Here is a 14,942-nt window from a genome sequence, read left to right as displayed (position 1 = left end):
CATTGTCACCCTGGTTATCGGCAAAGTCGATAACAGTCAATAACCCTAGTGGGGTTCCCGATTGACGAGGATGTCAATATGATGACGGAATCCCGCAATAATTAGCTTGGGCACAGGCCGCCGATCTTCCGTCCCGCCGCCCCGTCGCACTATTCAATATGAACAAGGAATCCGCCCAGACCGCGCTGCTCTGGATCGTCGCCGCCGGCTTTTTCATGCAATCGCTCGACACGACGATCGTCAACACCGCGTTGCCGTCGATTGCGAAGAGCCTGCACGTCGCGCCGCTCGCGATGCAGCCGATCGTGGTCGCCTACACGCTGACCATGGCGATGCTCACCCCCGCTTCGGGCTGGCTCGCCGACCGCTTCGGGACCCGGCGCGTCTACTTCGCCGCGATCCTCGTGTTCGTGCTCGGCTCGATCTGCTGCGCGAGCGCGCATACGCTCGGCCAACTGGTAATGGCGCGGGTCCTGCAAGGCTTCGGCGGTTCGATGCTGCTGCCGATCGGGCGGCTTGCCGTGCTGCGCAGCGTCTCGGCCGAGCAATACGTGTCGGCGCTCGCGTTCACTTCGATTGCCGGCCAGTTGGGGCCGATCGCCGGGCCGACGCTCGGCGGCTGGTTCGTGCAGGCCATTACGTGGCACTGGATCTTTCTCATCAATGTGCCGATCGGCGCAGTGGGCCTTTACGCAGTACGGCGCTTCTTGCCGGAACATGGCGAAACGAAGGCGCCGCCATTCGACTTCGTCGGTTGCGGGCTGCTGTCGCTGTGCATGATCGCGTTCTCGCTGGCGGTCGACTCGCCCGTGGAAACGCACCGTGCTGCATGGTCGGCGGGTCTGTTCGCGCTCGCGGTGGTCAGCGCGCTCGCTTATATTCCGCACGCAAAACGCCGTAGCGTCCCGCTCTTCAAACTCTCGCTCTTCAGCGAACCGAATTTCAGCGTCGGTCTGATCGGCAATCTGGTGTGCCGCATCGGCTCGAGCGCCGTGCCGTTTCTGGTGCCATTGCTGCTGCAACTGCAACTGGGCTACTCGCCGCTGCACTCCGGCTTGATGATGCTGCCCGCGGCGATCGCCGGCACTTTCGCCAAACGCTGGATCGCGCCGCTCATTCGCCGCTATGGCTATGACACGTTCCTGCTCGTCAACACGGTGATCGTCGGCTCCTCGATCGTTGCGTTCGCATTGATTACGCGTGGCACGCCGATTATCGTCGGGATCGTGATTCTGGCCGTGTTCGGCGCGGCCAACTCCATGCAGTTCGCGGCGATGAACAGCGTCACGCTTAAAGGCCTCTCGCACGAAGATGCGGGGAGCGGCAACAGCCTCTTTTCGATGGTGCAGATGCTGGCGATCGGGCTGGGCGTTTCGATCGGCGGCGGGCTGGTGAATCTGTTCTCGGCGCAATGGGGATCGGCGGCACTCGGATTCCGCCTGAGCTTCGTGTGCGTGGGCGTCATTACGCTGGTGTCGGCGTGGATCTTTCGCCATCTCGACGAAGCACCTGTCGCTCGCGGAGTGCGTGGACAGGCGGCCCAGGGCGCGGGGCGCTGATCGCCAGCGTGGTGGATTCGCATACGCGCCTCTGGCTTTGCGTGCGCTGAATCAGACAGGTGTGACCTGGGCGGACTCAGCGCACTTTCTGCCGCCGAGGCCCTCAGTCCGGCAAACGGACGCCGGAAAATCCCTCGCACGCCTCGATCAAACGCTCTTGCACAGCGACGTCGTGCACCGCCGGATGCGTCTCGCGCGGTTTCAAATGATAGAAGTAGGCGCCGCTCACGGTGGCCGCCGGTTCATCGCTGACGGCGAGCCACACCTGGGTTTTCGGCGCCGCTTGCAGATCGTCCGGCGCGCCCGCCCCGCCCATTCTGGTCGCCACCCAACCGGGTTCCAGCGCGTTCGACAATACCTCCGGCCAGCGGCGCGCCATTGCAAACGCCAGCAGCGCGTCATGCAGTTTCGAGTCGGAATAGGCCGCCGTGCCCTGCCATGGCCGCCGCTCCCATGCCAGATCGTCGAGGCTCGCGTCGCCGCTGCGATGCAAGCCCGAACTCAGATAGACGAGCCGCTTCGGCTTGCTGATCAGCGCGGTCAATACGTAAGGGGCCAGCGTGTTGACGGCGAACACATGTGGTAGGCCGTCCACGGTGGCGATCCGGCGCGGCTCCTGGTAACCGACCGCCGCGTTATGGATCACCGCGTCGAAGCGACCGAGTGTGTTGACCTGCTCCGCCAATGCGACCGTGGCTGCAATGCTCGACAAATCGCCTATTAAAGCAGTTTCGGCTGCCGGCACGGCTTTCAATGCGTCCTCCGCGCGCGCCGCACTGCGCGCGTGCAAAACCACTTGATGACCGGCGGCGACGAGCAGACGCGCGGCCATCTGACCGAGGCCATCGGCGGAACCGGTAATAAAAACTCGCGACATAATGGCGTTCTCCGTTGATGAGTGGAATATGCCTGACGCATGGTGAGAACCGCGTTTCATCGTGCCTCAGGCGAACCCACACAGATTAGCGCCAGACGGGCGCTTGACGCGATAGCGTGGCTATCATTCCACTCATGATTCGATGTCATTGATTCGTTCAGACAGGTAGGCGTTTCCCGACACCGGCACGTGAATTCAAACGGTGTTTCGCGTTAGCATGTCACGCATTAATGCCTAACAAGGAATATCAGATGCCATTTGACGAGCGCATGCTGAACGGCATGGGCGTGCTGACGGCGATCGTAGACTGCGGCAGTTTTGCCGCAGCCGGTGAAGCGCTCGACATGTCGCAATCCGGGGTCAGCCGTTCGGTTGCAAGACTCGAAGCACGCCTCGGCATCCGGCTATTCGACCGCACCACCCGCTCAGTCACACTGACTGACGAAGGCCGGCGCTTTTATGAACAGATCGTGCCGCTGCTCGGTGGGCTTGAGGAAGCGGCCGCTTCGGCGGCTCAGGGCGCAACTGCGGTTCGTGGACGTCTGCGCGTGAACATGGACCCGTTCTTTTCGCGTCTCGTGCTCGGGCCGAGGCTCGGCGGCTTCATCGATAAACATGCCGATCTGCAACTCGAATTGATCACGCGCGACCAGTTAGGCGATATGGTTGCCGACGGATTTGATCTGGCGATCCGCTTCGGCGACCCGCCGGTTTCGACGCTGATTGCACGCAAGCTGCTCGACACGCGGATCATGACCGTCGCCGCGCCGTCGTATCTGAAGAAACATGGGCATCCGGCGAGTCCGGCCGAACTCGAAGGCGGCAAGCACGTGTGCATCAAGTTCCGTGATCCGCTGACGGGTTACCCGTTCAGCTGGGAGTTTCATCGCGGACGCAAGAAGATGGTGATTACGCCGCGAGGCCGCTTGACCGTGAACGACGTCGGCACCTTGCATAGCGTGTGCGCCGCGGGCCAGGGCGTCGCGCAGATTCTCGCACTCGGCGCCGAGTCGTTGCTTGCCAATGGCAAACTGGTCGAACTGTTTCCCGACTGGGGCGACGAGGTTTATCCGCTGTATGCGCTCTATCCTTCCCGACATCATCCGCCCGCGAAAGTGCGGGCATTCTTCGACTTTATCGTTTCGCTGACTGGAGGCTCGACACGCGAAACGGTTGTTTGAGTCGCGGTTCGACGCTGGCAATGCCCTGGGAACAATCGGGCGACAGCCATGCGTTGATCGGCGTAGGGCGCGACTTCGCATCCTGTACGGTAGCGTGCAGACAGGGGCTCGCGTCGCGCGCATGCTGTGTGATGACGATCACAGCACGTACGGGAAACCCATGTCGAACTGCCCATTCGAGAGCGAGCTCGCTCATCTCGAACAGATTATTCCGTTTCTCATGACTGCCCCGCCGTTGGGCTTGCCCTATTGGCGACGCCGGATTCTATCCTTGTCGCCCGTGGAAGCACGCTTGCCGCCTGGCACTTTGCAGCGTATCGGCAGGTTGATGGACGTATTCGAAAAGATCGAACGTAAGGCGTCGCCGGACGCCGTAAGTCCTGCAACGGCTCGTTGACGGCGCGGCACTGGCACTGGCAATGGCAATGGCAATGGCAATGGCAATGGCAATGGCAATGGCAATGGCAATGGCAATGGCACGGTAGCGTGCCTGAAGCGAGCCGAATAGCGGCTCCCCCTCACACACATTCGCCCGCGGGCTCGCTAGATGGCCTGCAACGCCGGCAGCAACCGGTCGAATTCGCGTTTGACCACCGCGTAGCATTCGCACACGTGGATTTCCAGACCGGGCCGGTCAAGCACGGTGATATGGCCGTGGCTATAGCGGATCAAGCCGGCGTTTTGCAGTTTCAGCGCCGCCGCGGTGACGCCGGAGCGACGCACGCCGAGCATATTGGCGATGAGCTCCTGAGTCATGCGTAGTTCATTCGACGGCAGCCGGTCGATGCTGAGCAGCAGCCAGCGGCACAATTGCTGGTCGATCGAATGATGGCGGTTGCATACCGCGGTCTGCGCCATTTGCGTGATGAGCGCCTGCGTGTAGCGCAGCAGAAGGCGTTGCATCGGTCCTGCGCGATTGAACTCGTCTTTCAGCATGCGTGCATTCAGGCGCCAGGCGCGGCCCGCGCTTTGCACGATCGCGCGGCTCGGCGTGGTCTCTCCGCCCATGAATAGCGACACGCCGACGATGCCCTCATGTCCCACGATGGCGATTTCCGCCGATGCGCCGTCTTCCATCACATAGAGCAGCGAAATTATCGAGGTCGTGGGGAAATAGACGTGCTCGAGTTGGCCGCCCGATTCGTAGATGACCTCGCCGAGCGGCAATTCGACTTCGACCAGATACGGCTCGATGCGTGCCCATTCCGCCGAGGGCAACACCGCTAACAGATGATTCGTTTTTGGGTCACCCTTGTCCATCGGTGGCTCCTTGCTGGGTTCCGGACGCGCTCGCGGCGCGGCGATGCATTGATCATGAGAAAAGGCGCAAGCACCCGTTTCGTCGCAACGATGATTATGAGCCCCGCTCCGGAGGCGCGAAATCGGGTAAAGCGCCCGCTTTGCCGGTACCAGCAATTGCAATGGGCGCGGCCAAAATAGAAAAACCGGCTTTACGCCGGTTATTTTCGTTCCAAATGTCTAAAGTGCGGCGGGTTTCTTTCTCAGCGTCAAGGCGCGGCGTGTTTGCATTAGCGTGCTCTTTGCGCCCAGCCACTTCGTGACGTGCTTGACCCATTGCTTCGGTGTGGCTTCGTCGCCCGGCTGAACGGGCTGCGGTGTGATTGCCGTCGGCGCGGTGGGCACCGCGTGTGCGGTCGATCCGTCGATTTCGGCGAGGCGTGCTGCTTCACGGCGTCGCTTGCTATCGGCGATTTCTTCCAGGTTGACCTGGTCATCATCCATGCTGAAACTCCCGCGACAAAGCAAGGCAAGGCGCCGGTGGGCGCCGCGCTGCTCCGGCTGTGGCACAAGGCGGCGCACGGCAGGTCCGGTTGGACGTGCCGCGCCGCGCTGTCTATATCAAGAAATCGTGTAGCGGTTTTGCGGGCCGCCGACATACAGGCCGCGAGCAAGTGTGAGGATTTGCTCGCGATGACGGTCGAAGGCTGCCAGCACGGCCGGTTCGTCTGAGCCCGCGCTCGGGCTCAGATTCGAAATGACCGAATTGTTGACAGTGAAGGCGATTTCGCGTGCGTTGTCATAGCCCCAGAAATTGACGCAATGACGGTAGGCGTCGTAGCTGCGGCTAGGGTTCGGGAAGTTGAGGGACATGCTGGGCTCCCGGGGTTCTTTTTTCTTCTTCACGGTGCGCTGAATGTGAGGCGCGGTCAAGGGGTTGTTTGTAAGTGGTGGTTTTTTGCCCCGGGCGGGGGTGGTTTTGCGTGCGGCATTCTTGATTCGTTTGCACGTGCAGCGCTTGTTCTCTGTTTGCCTGCGGTGTTGGCCTCTCCTTGATCTGTTATTGGTTTATTAGCGTTGCCCCTGTGCGGGGCGGCACCTACTTCTCTTTGCCGGCTGCAAAGAGAAGTAGGCAAGAGAAAGCAGCTCAAACCGCTAATTCTTAAGCGGGTCCCCCGCACAGTCGCAGTAGTGGTGCATCTGGAATCCGTGTTCTCGCACATTCCGCGTGAATGACACAGCAGTCATACCTCCGGCAACGCTTCGCGTACCGAAATGTACCTCATAAAACCGACCACTACGTTTCTACACTCAAAGTCCCCACACCGCTGTGGCTCGCCGTCGCATTCCCACTGTAACTGTATCTGCAACGGTTACTATCATTTCCAAAACCAGAACCAGAACCAGAACCAGAACCAGAACCACAGCCAAAGCCAAAGCCAAAGTCGAAGTCGAAGTCGAAGCCGAAGCCGAAGCCGAAGCCGAAGCCAAAGCCAAAGCCAAAGCCGAAGCCAAAGCCGAAGTCACGGCAACAACTGCACCTGCGAGTGCGAGTGCGACTGTGACTGTGACTGTGACTGTGACTGTGACTGTGACTGTGACTGTGACTGTGACTGTGACTGTGACTGTGGGGGTGACCCGCTTCAGTGGACGGTTACGTAGTTGAATTGTGCCCGGGTGAGGGTCCTCCCTTTGATGTGACGTTGCGGGTTGTCCACGGCCGGACGGCGGGTCGCCCGTTACGACCATGACGCTGGCCGGCGGTGGGCAACCCGCATGCGGACGAGGTCTGTTTTTTCGCGGCATGCATCCGTTCGTAAATCATCGGCGAGCGATAGCCGATGCCGCTGTGCAGGCGGTGCGGGTTATACCAGCCTTCAATGAAGGAGAACAACGCTTGTCGGGCTTGTTCATGTGTATCGAATCGCGTGCGCGCGAGCAGCTCACATTCAAGCGTGGCGAAGAACGCCTCGCACATGGCGTTATCGAAGCAGTCGCCCACTGTGCCCATGGACGGACGCACGCCTGCTTCGCTGCAACGCCGGCCGAAGGCAAGCGAAGTGTATTGCTTAGGTTCAAGGAGTCGTTGCAACACTTGTTTTTTAAGCTGTGGATAGTAACTCTTCAAGCGCTTCAGCGGGGGTCTTCCACTGAAGGGCTTTGCGCGGTCGGGCGTTGAGTGTGTTGGCGACCGCATCGAGTTCGCGTTCAGAATATCGACTGATGTCGGTGCCTTTGGGGAAGTACTGTCGCAACAGGCCGTTGGTGTTTTCGTCAGTTCCACGCTGCCACGGGCTTCGCGGATCGCAGAAGTAGATTGCCAAACCCGTGTCGATTTGTAGCTGCGCATGCTGGGCCATTTCCGCGCCCTGATCCCAAGTTAGTGACTTGCGTAAATGCTCGGGCAGCATCGCGATCTTCGCGGCAATGGCATTGCGAACAGCCTCGGCGCCGTGGCCAGCTAACGCCGGCCCGTTCTTCACCCGAGCGCCAGAATTGTGGCCCGGCATGGGCGGTAGGTGCAGCAGCATTGTGAATCGGGTCGTACGTTCAACCAAAGTGCCAATTGCAGAGCTGTTCAGGCCGATGATCAGATCTCCTTCCCAATGCCCAGGTACAGCACGGTCGGCAACCTCGGCCGGGCGCTCACTGATCAGCACCTCGGAGGTGATGAAGCTTTTTCCTCGCTGCTGCGTTCTGGCCCGTGGCACGCGCAGTGCCCGGCCGGTACGCAGACACGCAGAGAGTTCGCGTCGCAATGCACCACGGCCCTGAATGTAGAGTGCTTGATAGATGGCTTCGTGTGAGATCTGCATAGACTCATCATCGGGGAAATCAAGTCGCAACCGGCGGCTGATCTGCTCCGGACTCCAGCAAGTGCCCCAACGCCGGTCGGCCCGACGACCATGCCGTCTTCCCTTCCACGGTACGTTGGGTCCCGGTATCGGCCGGCCCTTCTCATCGGTAACCGCATTCGCCAGTCGGTCCTGCACATAAGCCCGTAATCGCTCGTTCTCGGCGAGCTTGCTGGTCTTGGGCCGCCTTGCCGCTCGCTCGGCTTTCCACTGCGCGACCGTCGCCCGATAGGTCAGCGTACCGCCACGGGTCGCGGCATTGCGGCACAGTTCGCGTGAGATGGTCGAGGGCGAACGACCAAGCCGCCGTGCGATCTCGCAAACCCCGCAGTCCTGCGCCCGAAGCAAGGCAAGCTCCTCACGCTCCGAGAACGATAAATAGCGACCCGAGCGCGGCGCCAAATCTATCGGCGGCATGCCTCCAGCCTGGCGAAACCATCGCGGGCCCAAGGGCTGCGACACGCCGCACGCCAACGCGGCGGCATCACTCTCCATTCCCTCGGCAATGCGGTTCCAGAATGCTTGTTTCGTCTCTAACTGATTGACACCTGGCCTGCCCGGTGAAGACATCGATGCCCGCCCCGTCTGTTGCGCAGCCCAACCTCGTGGTCGTCCCATTTAACACCTCCAATCTCGAGATGTTGCAACGACCGATTGAATTCGCCTTGGCAACCTTGGTCCGAGTGGTGAATCACCCCGTTGGGATGGCGTTGTCCCAGCGCCATGTCCAGGGCCTGCAGCATCAGCGCGGTGCGCAGATGGTTGGCTATCGCCCAGCCCACCACGCGCCGGCTGAACACGTCCAGTACCACCGCAAGGTACAGAAACCCGACGCGGGTCGGTACATAGGTGGCGTCGGCCACCCACAACTGGTTCGGCGCGTCGGCGTTGAAGTGCCGCTGCACCAGGTCCGGCGCTGGCCGCGCATCGGGCTGCCGTTGCGTAGTACTGAACCAGCGACGCCGGCTCACGCCGCGCAGCCCTGCGATGCGCATCAGGCGCGCAACCCGCTTGCGCCCGACGTGGATACCTTGTCCGCTGAGCTCCGCATAAATGCGCGGCATCCCGTAGGTCTCGCGTGAGCGCGTATAGATTGCACGGATGCGTGACAGCAGATCCGCATCGCTACGCGCATGCGCGGACGGTTTGCGCTCGATCCAGGCGTAGAAGCCGCTGGCGGAGACCTCCAGCAGCCGCGCCATGGTGACAATCGGCCAGATGGCCTGATTCGCTTTCATGAACTCGAACCCTTGTCGGGCACGGTCCCGGTCTCCCGGGCGAACCAGGCCGCGGCTTTTGACAATATGTCTCGCTCTAGCTTGAGTTGCCGGTTCTCGCGACGCAGCCGCGTCAGTTCCTCGCGCTCCGCCGTGGTCAGTCCGTCGTGACGCTTACCTGAATCGCGATCGGCCTGTGCGACCCAGTTGTAGATGGTCTGCGCGGTCGGCTCGAACTCCGTCGCGAGTTCCTCAGGCTTACGTCCGGCACGCACCAGTTCAACCATTTGTGCCCGGAATTCCGCCGGGTACGGGGTGCGATGTCTCTGCATGATGGACACCTCCTGTTCCAAAGAATAGGTGTCCACGAAACCGGGTCAACTCCACTGTGACTGTGGCTGCGGCTGCGGCTGTGGCTGTGGCTGTGGCTGTGGCCGCGGCTGCGACTGTGACGATGGCTGCGGTTGCGGTTGCGGTTGCGGTTGCGACGCAACGGTGTTCTATATGGCGATTGTTCCTGCATTTCAATCGCGTGCGGGGTTCGTCATTTGGACACGTGAGTATCTCGCCGAGGTGAAGCCGACGGCGCCAACCGCCCGCAAACGAGGCCCTTGGTTTCCCAGGCAGACCCATCCGCGCCGCACGCAGTGCGGAGTGGGTGCTGATGAGTGCGTTGTCACTCACGCTGAATGTGCGAGGGCACGTATTCCAGATGCACCACTACCGCGACTGTGCGGGGGCCCCGCTTAAGAATTTGTGGTTTGAGCTGCTTTCTCTTGCCTACTTCTCTTTGCAGCCGGCAAAGAGAAGTAGGTGCCGCCCCGCACAGGGGCGACGCTAATAGACCAATAACAATTCAAGGAAAGGCCAACGCCGCAGGCAAACAGAGAACGAGCGCCGCGCAGGGCAAACGAATCCAGGAAAGGCCAACACCGCAGGCAAACCGAGAACGAGCGCCGGACAGACAAACAGATCAAGGAAATCCCAACGCCACAAGCAAACAGACGAACAATCGCCCGCTTCCCAGCACAAAAAAGCACCGCCAGCGAAGGCCTTCCACCGGAGGCAACCGGCCCGATCGCCGGATCATGCAACCCGAAATACCTCGGATCATCGAGCCGATAAACCGCGAGATCCGCGGCATACCCCACCTCGATCTTCCCGACTTCATCCAGGCCCATGATCCGGGCCCCGCCCGCCGTCCCCCAATGAATCACATCGGCCACACTCGCCGCATCCGCGCCACCTTCGAAGCTGCCGCCTCGATACTTCGGCTGCGCCAGCATGCCGCGCCGCGCGCGCTGCGCAAGCCACGTCATATGCACTTCGGAAATCATATCGGCCGCTTCGTTCGAAGCCGCACCGTCGACGCCGATCGACACCGGCACGCCCGCATCCGCCATCTCCATCTCCCGCACCGGGCAAATGCCGCTGCCGAGCCGCCCGTTACTCTGCGGACAATGCGCGACACCCGTGCCCGTCCGCGCGAGCAGCGCGATTTCGTCGGCATCGACCTTGACGAGATGCGCGTACCACACATCGCTGCCGAGCCAGTCGTGCTCGCCGCAGAACCCAACCGGCGACTGCCCGTACATCGAATGCGCACTGTCCTGATAGCCGACCGTCTCCGACAAGTGGCTATGCAAGCGCAAACCCAGGCGGCGCGCAAACGCCGCCGTCTCACGCATTTGCGCAGGGGAAATGGAATACAGAACCGTCGTCGGCGCCATCACGACCCGCTGCATCGGGCGCGGTGAAGCATCGTGGTACCGGGCCGCGAGCCGTTCGATATCGGCCATATAGGCGTCCAGCGTTTCGGGCCGTAGCGCCGTCGGCAAATCGGCTTCGATCTGCCTCGTCTGCGTCGCGCCGCCGCGCAGCAGCACGAAACGCAAACCGAGCTTCTCCGCTTCCTCAAAGAGAATCGCCGAACTGTCGAACGGCATGCCAGGGTAGTACACATAGTTGTGATCGGCCACCGTCGCGCAGCCGGAACGCGCGAGTTCGATCAGGCCGATACGCGCCGCGCCGCCTGGCGGTCCTGGTCTCCCTCGTGTCTCTCATGTCCCTGGTATCGGACGAATGCCCCCCAAATACTTCGCCTGTCATGATTGCACTCCGGTCTCTTCGTTCGCAAACGACGCGCGATGCGCGTCGGTAATCAGCTCGGATAGCGCCATGCAGTGCCGCATGAACGGCGTGCTGACGCGGAACGCATCGTCGCGTTCAAGCGGGCCCTCGATCGGCACTTCCGCGATGATGCGGCCCGGCCGCGCCTGCATCACCACCACACGGCTCGACAGGTACACCGCTTCGTAGATGCTGTGCGTAACGAACACCACCGTCATGCCGCGTCGTTGCCACAGCGCGCGTAAATCGCTATCGAGGCGGTTGCGGGTGAATTCGTCGAGCGCGCCGAACGGTTCGTCGAGCAACAGCAGGTCCGGCTCGGTAACGGGCGCGCGTGCCAGCGACGCGCGCATCTGCATACCGCCCGACAACTCGCGCGGCAGCACCTTGGCGAACTTCGCGAGACCCACGCCGTCGAGTGCCTCGGCGACACGCGCATCGGCTTCGCGACGCGGCACGTGCGCGAGATCGAGCGGCAGGCGCACGTTATCGGCGACGTTTGTCCATGGCATCAAGGTCGCTTCCTGAAACACCATCGACATGCGCCGCCCTGTCGAGCCGACCGTGTCGAACGCCTGGCCCCACCAGCGCATATGGCCGTGTGTCGGCGTTTCGATACCGGCGAACATTTTCAGCAGCGTGCTCTTGCCGCATCCGGACGGCCCGAGCAAGGAGATGAATTCGCCCGGGCCGATGGAAAGCCGCACGTCTTCGAGCGCGACAGTGCCGTTCGGATAGTGCTTGTCGACGCGCTGCACCGCCAGCAACGGCGCAGGCGCATTCGAGGAATAAACTTCAGTCGGCCGCATGCTCATTCCTCCACGTCGATGGGGAACACTTCACGAAATACTTCGGACTCGCCGTTATCGTTCAACAGCTTCAGCAACATACGGCGCATCAGCAAACCAGGCTGGTCCGATTCCATATGACATTCCTGCTGACGGCGTACGTCGATGCATGCGTCGTAGTCGGTGGCTTCGAGAATGTCGCGGTCTTCGTCCGTGATCGGACGGTCCCAGTCGATCAGTTCCTGCGTCGAACACGCGTCTTCTGTGTCGTTGCGATAGAGCCACTGCGACAACATCAGCGTACGGTCGTCGATCGGCGTCGCACAGTTGTAGATGATGTGATGGACGCCGCTCGCCGGATACACGCAACCGAAGCGGCGCGCGAACGGCATGTACCAGCGGTTGATCAGATGACGCTCGGTGACTTCCTCGGTCGTACCGGTGATCCGATAGCTTGCTTCAGGATTGCGTACCGGCACATGCGTCTCTGCTTCGAAGCCCCACTCGTTCGGACGGAATTCATATTTCGATGGTTTCGGGTTGTCGAACAAACCGAAATTGCCCTTGTGCACGAAGCTGAAATGCGAGTTGTCGAACGAGTTTTCCATCATGCGGAGTGGGCTCGTTTCCCAGCGCTCGTAGAACTGCAGGATGCGGCGGTAGCCGGGTGCGCCTTCTTCTGAAAACTCAGGAATCGGTTGCAGCGGATCTTCGAGCGCAACCCACGCGTAGCCGTAGCGTTCCTCGCAGCGATACGAAGGCACGATCGCGCGCGACGGGATCGCGCCGCCGTTGTTCTGCGGAATCTTCACGCATTGACCAGTGCAGTCGTAGGTCCAGCCGTGATAACCGCAGGCGATATTGCCGTCGCCGTCGACAAAACCCTTCGACAGTCTTGCCGTGCGATGGCAGCAACGATCGCGCAACGCATGCGACTTTCCGCCTGCGCCCTTCCATAACACGATCGGCTCACCGAGCAAGGTGAACGGCTGCGGACCGGCATCGAGTTGCGCCATCGGCATGATTGCGTACCAGAAGCGGCGCAAGACTTTTTGACGGGTGACCAGCATGGCGAAACTCCTTCTTTAAGCGTTCAGGCGTGTAAGCGGCTTATGCGTTGAGGAACCCTTAGGGCATGACCTTCGCGTTCTGGATGTATTGCAGCGTGTAGGCCGCGCGATAGTCGGTCGAGGGCTTGAGCAGCTTCGCATCGACCATGTAATCGAAGGTCTTCTTCCAGCGCGCGTCGGTCATCGTGCCAATGCCCTGCTTGGCTGCATCGCCGCCTGTCACGAGCTTGAGCTTCTTGAGTTGGGCGACGCCATACGCGAGTTGCGCGTCGCTCATCTGCGGGTTGTCTTTTTTGATCAGCGCGTTAGCCGGCGCCGGATCGTTCAGATAGCTTTTCCGGCCTTCCATCGATGCTTTCACGAAACGCGCCACCATCTCCCCCCTGCGTCACAATAGATGTCGCCTCTGAATTTTCTTGATTTAAAGAGATCAGAGGTGCAAGTTGAAGTTGAAACAAACGTATTCTGTCGAGTTTAAAGAGCAGGCGCTATTGAAGGTCTTTCACCGCGGAAGTCGCACCATCGGATCCGTGGCCGATGAATTGAACATGAACGTAATGACCTTGAAGAACTGGATGAAAGGTGCCGCTGCATCGACCCGGGGCGATGGATCCGGACACGCAAAACGTCCGGAAGACTGGTCGTTGGAAGAGCGCCTGCTGGCCTTGCAGCAGAGCCATGGGCTGGTCGAGGAGGCCCTGAACGCGTGGTGTCGTGAACGGGGCCTGTTTGTCCATCATCTCGATCAATGGCGCGCGGACTTCTGCGCCGCCGCCGGGACAGGAAGCCGGCGCGAGAGCGCCCAGGCAGTCCGTGAACTGAAGCACGCCAATATGCAACTGCAGCGCGAATTGAACCGCAAGGAGAAAGCGCTGGCTGAAGCCGCGGCGCTGCTGGTGCTGCAAAAAAAGTATCGTGCGCTGTTCGGGGACGAGGCCGAATGACGGCCCTCGAAGAGCGCAAAACATTGATTGGTTTGATCAGCGAGGCGACCATGGGCGGTGCTCGCCAGGCACGCGCGTGTGAGGTGCTGGGGCTGAGCGCCCGGACGGTACAGCGCTGGCAGGGCGCTCAGCCTGACGCGGTGGATGGGCGCTCGTTACGCTGCTTTGAGCCGCCTCACAAGCTGAGCGCTGCCGAACGTGCCGAATTGCTGGCTGTCGCGAACTCAGCCGAATTCGGTCATCTGCCGCCGAGCCAGATCGTTCCACGCCTGGCTGACCAGCAACGCTACATCGCCTCGGAATCGACCTTCTACAGGGTACTGCGCGAGGAGAATCAACTCGCGCACCGGCGTAGTGAACGCCCGACGACCGTGCGCAGCAAGCCACGCGCGGTCTGTGCCGACGCGCCGAACCAGCTCTACAGCTGGGATATCACTTACCTGCCGGCGGCGATTCGTGGGCAGTATTTCTATCTGTATCTGTTTATGGACGTGTTTAGCCGCATGATCGTCGGCTGGCAGGTCTATGCCGAAGAGAGCAGCGCCCAGGCCAGCGAGGTACTCAAGGATCTCTGTGCGCGTGAAGCAATACAGCCCAACCAGGTCATTCTGCATTCCGATAACGGTGGTCCGATGAAGGGGGCCACGATGCTGGCCACCTTGCAGGCGCTGGGCGTTATGCCGTCATTGAGTCGTCCGGGCGTGAGCAACGACAATCCCTATTCGGAATCGCTGTTCAAAACGCTGAAGTACCGACCCGCTTATCCGCTGGAGGCGTTCGATACCCTGTTCGCCGCGCGGACCTGGGTTGCCGGGTTGGTGCGCTGGTACAACCACGAACATCGTCACAGCGCGATCCGGTTCGTGACGCCAGCCCAGCGTCATGCCAATCTCGATCAGGACATCCTGGATCGACGTGCAGCGCTCTACGAGACTGCGCGGCAGCGTAATCCGCTGCGTTGGAAAGGCCCCGCCCGCAACTGGAAGCGCATACATGCCGTGCATCTGAATCCGGATCGGGCCGACGACGATGGCGTCATTCCACAACCCCGCTACCAGGAGCGAAAAGCCGCCTGAAATTTA

10 protein-coding genes and 5 pseudogenes are annotated in these 14,942 nt (G+C 61.0%); 3 read left to right on the top strand and 12 right to left on the bottom strand.

The genetic code is table 11. The features are described from left to right. Positions 1 to 158: 158 nt before the first annotated feature. Positions 159 to 1,559 carry a DHA2 family efflux MFS transporter permease subunit gene (locus tag P0D84_RS08745; RefSeq protein ID WP_408334909.1) on the top strand — a complete coding sequence of 467 codons (1,401 nt, stop codon included), beginning with the start codon at positions 159 to 161 and terminating at the stop codon, positions 1,557 to 1,559. A 103-nt stretch (positions 1,560 to 1,662) separates the two neighbouring features. Here the strand turns inward: P0D84_RS08745 and P0D84_RS08740 are convergent, their stop codons facing one another. Beyond that, on the bottom strand, positions 1,663 to 2,436 hold the full coding sequence (locus tag P0D84_RS08740; RefSeq protein WP_408334906.1) for an SDR family NAD(P)-dependent oxidoreductase: 774 nt from the start codon (positions 2,434 to 2,436) through the stop codon (positions 1,663 to 1,665). 251 nt (positions 2,437 to 2,687) lie between these two features. Here P0D84_RS08740 and P0D84_RS08735 point away from each other — a divergent pair, with 251 nt between their 5' ends. Next, positions 2,688 to 3,617 (top strand): LysR family transcriptional regulator, encoded by a 930-nt coding sequence (locus tag P0D84_RS08735; protein WP_408334903.1) that lies wholly within the window; start codon positions 2,688 to 2,690, stop codon positions 3,615 to 3,617. 543 nt (positions 3,618 to 4,160) lie between these two features. On the opposite strand, the gene P0D84_RS08730 is transcribed toward P0D84_RS08735, so the two are convergent. The 11 genes and pseudogenes from P0D84_RS08730 to P0D84_RS08680 all read right to left on the bottom strand — a co-directional run. Beyond that, the gene (locus P0D84_RS08730) at positions 4,161 to 4,877 is read right to left on the bottom strand and encodes a Crp/Fnr family transcriptional regulator (protein ID WP_408334900.1); all 717 of its coding nucleotides are present in this window, start codon (positions 4,875 to 4,877) and stop codon (positions 4,161 to 4,163) included. 219 nt (positions 4,878 to 5,096) lie between these two features. After that, entirely contained in the window at positions 5,097 to 5,360 is a 264-nt protein-coding gene (locus P0D84_RS08725) for a hypothetical protein (protein WP_408334897.1), read from the bottom strand. A 117-nt stretch (positions 5,361 to 5,477) separates the two neighbouring features. After that, entirely contained in the window at positions 5,478 to 5,729 is a 252-nt protein-coding gene (locus P0D84_RS08720) for a DUF1488 family protein (protein ID WP_408334894.1), read from the bottom strand. Between the two features lie 925 nt (positions 5,730 to 6,654). Beyond that, positions 6,655 to 6,924 (bottom strand): annotated as a pseudogene (locus P0D84_RS08715) (transposase); the annotation flags it as partial. A gap of 34 nt (positions 6,925 to 6,958) precedes the next feature. After that, positions 6,959 to 8,329 (bottom strand): IS30 family transposase, encoded by a 1,371-nt coding sequence (locus tag P0D84_RS08710; RefSeq protein ID WP_408334891.1) that lies wholly within the window; start codon positions 8,327 to 8,329, stop codon positions 6,959 to 6,961. 47 nt (positions 8,330 to 8,376) lie between these two features. Continuing rightward, positions 8,377 to 9,077, bottom strand: a pseudogene (locus tag P0D84_RS08705) (IS3 family transposase); the annotation flags it as partial. A 24-nt stretch (positions 9,078 to 9,101) separates the two neighbouring features. Next, a pseudogene (locus tag P0D84_RS08700) lies at positions 9,102 to 9,215 on the bottom strand (hypothetical protein); the annotation flags it as partial. Between the two features lie 719 nt (positions 9,216 to 9,934). Then, a pseudogene (locus P0D84_RS08695) lies at positions 9,935 to 10,955 on the bottom strand (isoxanthopterin deaminase); the annotation flags it as partial. 78 nt (positions 10,956 to 11,033) lie between these two features. Continuing rightward, positions 11,034 to 11,867, bottom strand: coding sequence for an ABC transporter ATP-binding protein (locus P0D84_RS08690; RefSeq protein WP_408334888.1), 834 nt, complete (start codon positions 11,865 to 11,867; stop codon positions 11,034 to 11,036). Between the two features lie 2 nt (positions 11,868 to 11,869). Then, positions 11,870 to 12,916 (bottom strand): Rieske 2Fe-2S domain-containing protein, encoded by a 1,047-nt coding sequence (locus tag P0D84_RS08685; protein WP_408334885.1) that lies wholly within the window; start codon positions 12,914 to 12,916, stop codon positions 11,870 to 11,872. A gap of 58 nt (positions 12,917 to 12,974) precedes the next feature. Next, positions 12,975 to 13,295, bottom strand: a pseudogene (locus P0D84_RS08680) (ABC transporter substrate-binding protein); the annotation flags it as partial. Between the two features lie 70 nt (positions 13,296 to 13,365). Here P0D84_RS08680 and P0D84_RS08675 point away from each other — a divergent pair. Beyond that, a protein-coding gene (locus tag P0D84_RS08675; protein WP_408339716.1) for an IS3 family transposase occupies positions 13,366 to 14,936 on the top strand; the annotation gives its coding sequence in 2 pieces (ribosomal slippage) (positions 13,366 to 13,846 and positions 13,846 to 14,936; 1,572 coding nt in all). The last annotated feature ends 6 nt before the right edge of the window (positions 14,937 to 14,942 follow it).

The sequence above is a fragment of the Paraburkholderia sp. RL17-337-BIB-A genome, assembly GCF_046025895.1.
Lineage (GTDB): Bacteria > Pseudomonadota > Gammaproteobacteria > Burkholderiales > Burkholderiaceae > Paraburkholderia > Paraburkholderia fungorum_C.
Note: the sequence above shows the minus strand (reverse complement) of the source record. Positions and strands in the feature narration are given on the sequence as shown.

What these genes read in the sequence shown, in the direction of transcription:
- P0D84_RS08685 (WP_408334885.1), bottom strand. Translation starts at nt 12,916, where the DNA reads ATGCTGGTCACCCGTCAAAAAGTCTTGCGCCGCTTCTGGTACGCAATC.
- P0D84_RS08740 (WP_408334906.1), bottom strand. Translation starts at nt 2,436, where the DNA reads ATGTCGCGAGTTTTTATTACCGGTTCCGCCGATGGCCTCGGTCAGATG.
- P0D84_RS08730 (WP_408334900.1), bottom strand. Translation starts at nt 4,877, where the DNA reads ATGGACAAGGGTGACCCAAAAACGAATCATCTGTTAGCGGTGTTGCCC.
- P0D84_RS08735 (WP_408334903.1), top strand. Translation starts at nt 2,688, where the DNA reads ATGCCATTTGACGAGCGCATGCTGAACGGCATGGGCGTGCTGACGGCG.
- P0D84_RS08725 (WP_408334897.1), bottom strand. Translation starts at nt 5,360, where the DNA reads ATGGATGATGACCAGGTCAACCTGGAAGAAATCGCCGATAGCAAGCGA.
- P0D84_RS08710 (WP_408334891.1), bottom strand. Translation starts at nt 8,329, where the DNA reads ATGGGACGACCACGAGGTTGGGCTGCGCAACAGACGGGGCGGGCATCG.
- P0D84_RS08745 (WP_408334909.1), top strand. Translation starts at nt 159, where the DNA reads ATGAACAAGGAATCCGCCCAGACCGCGCTGCTCTGGATCGTCGCCGCC.
- P0D84_RS08690 (WP_408334888.1), bottom strand. Translation starts at nt 11,867, where the DNA reads ATGCGGCCGACTGAAGTTTATTCCTCGAATGCGCCTGCGCCGTTGCTG.
- P0D84_RS08720 (WP_408334894.1), bottom strand. Translation starts at nt 5,729, where the DNA reads ATGTCCCTCAACTTCCCGAACCCTAGCCGCAGCTACGACGCCTACCGT.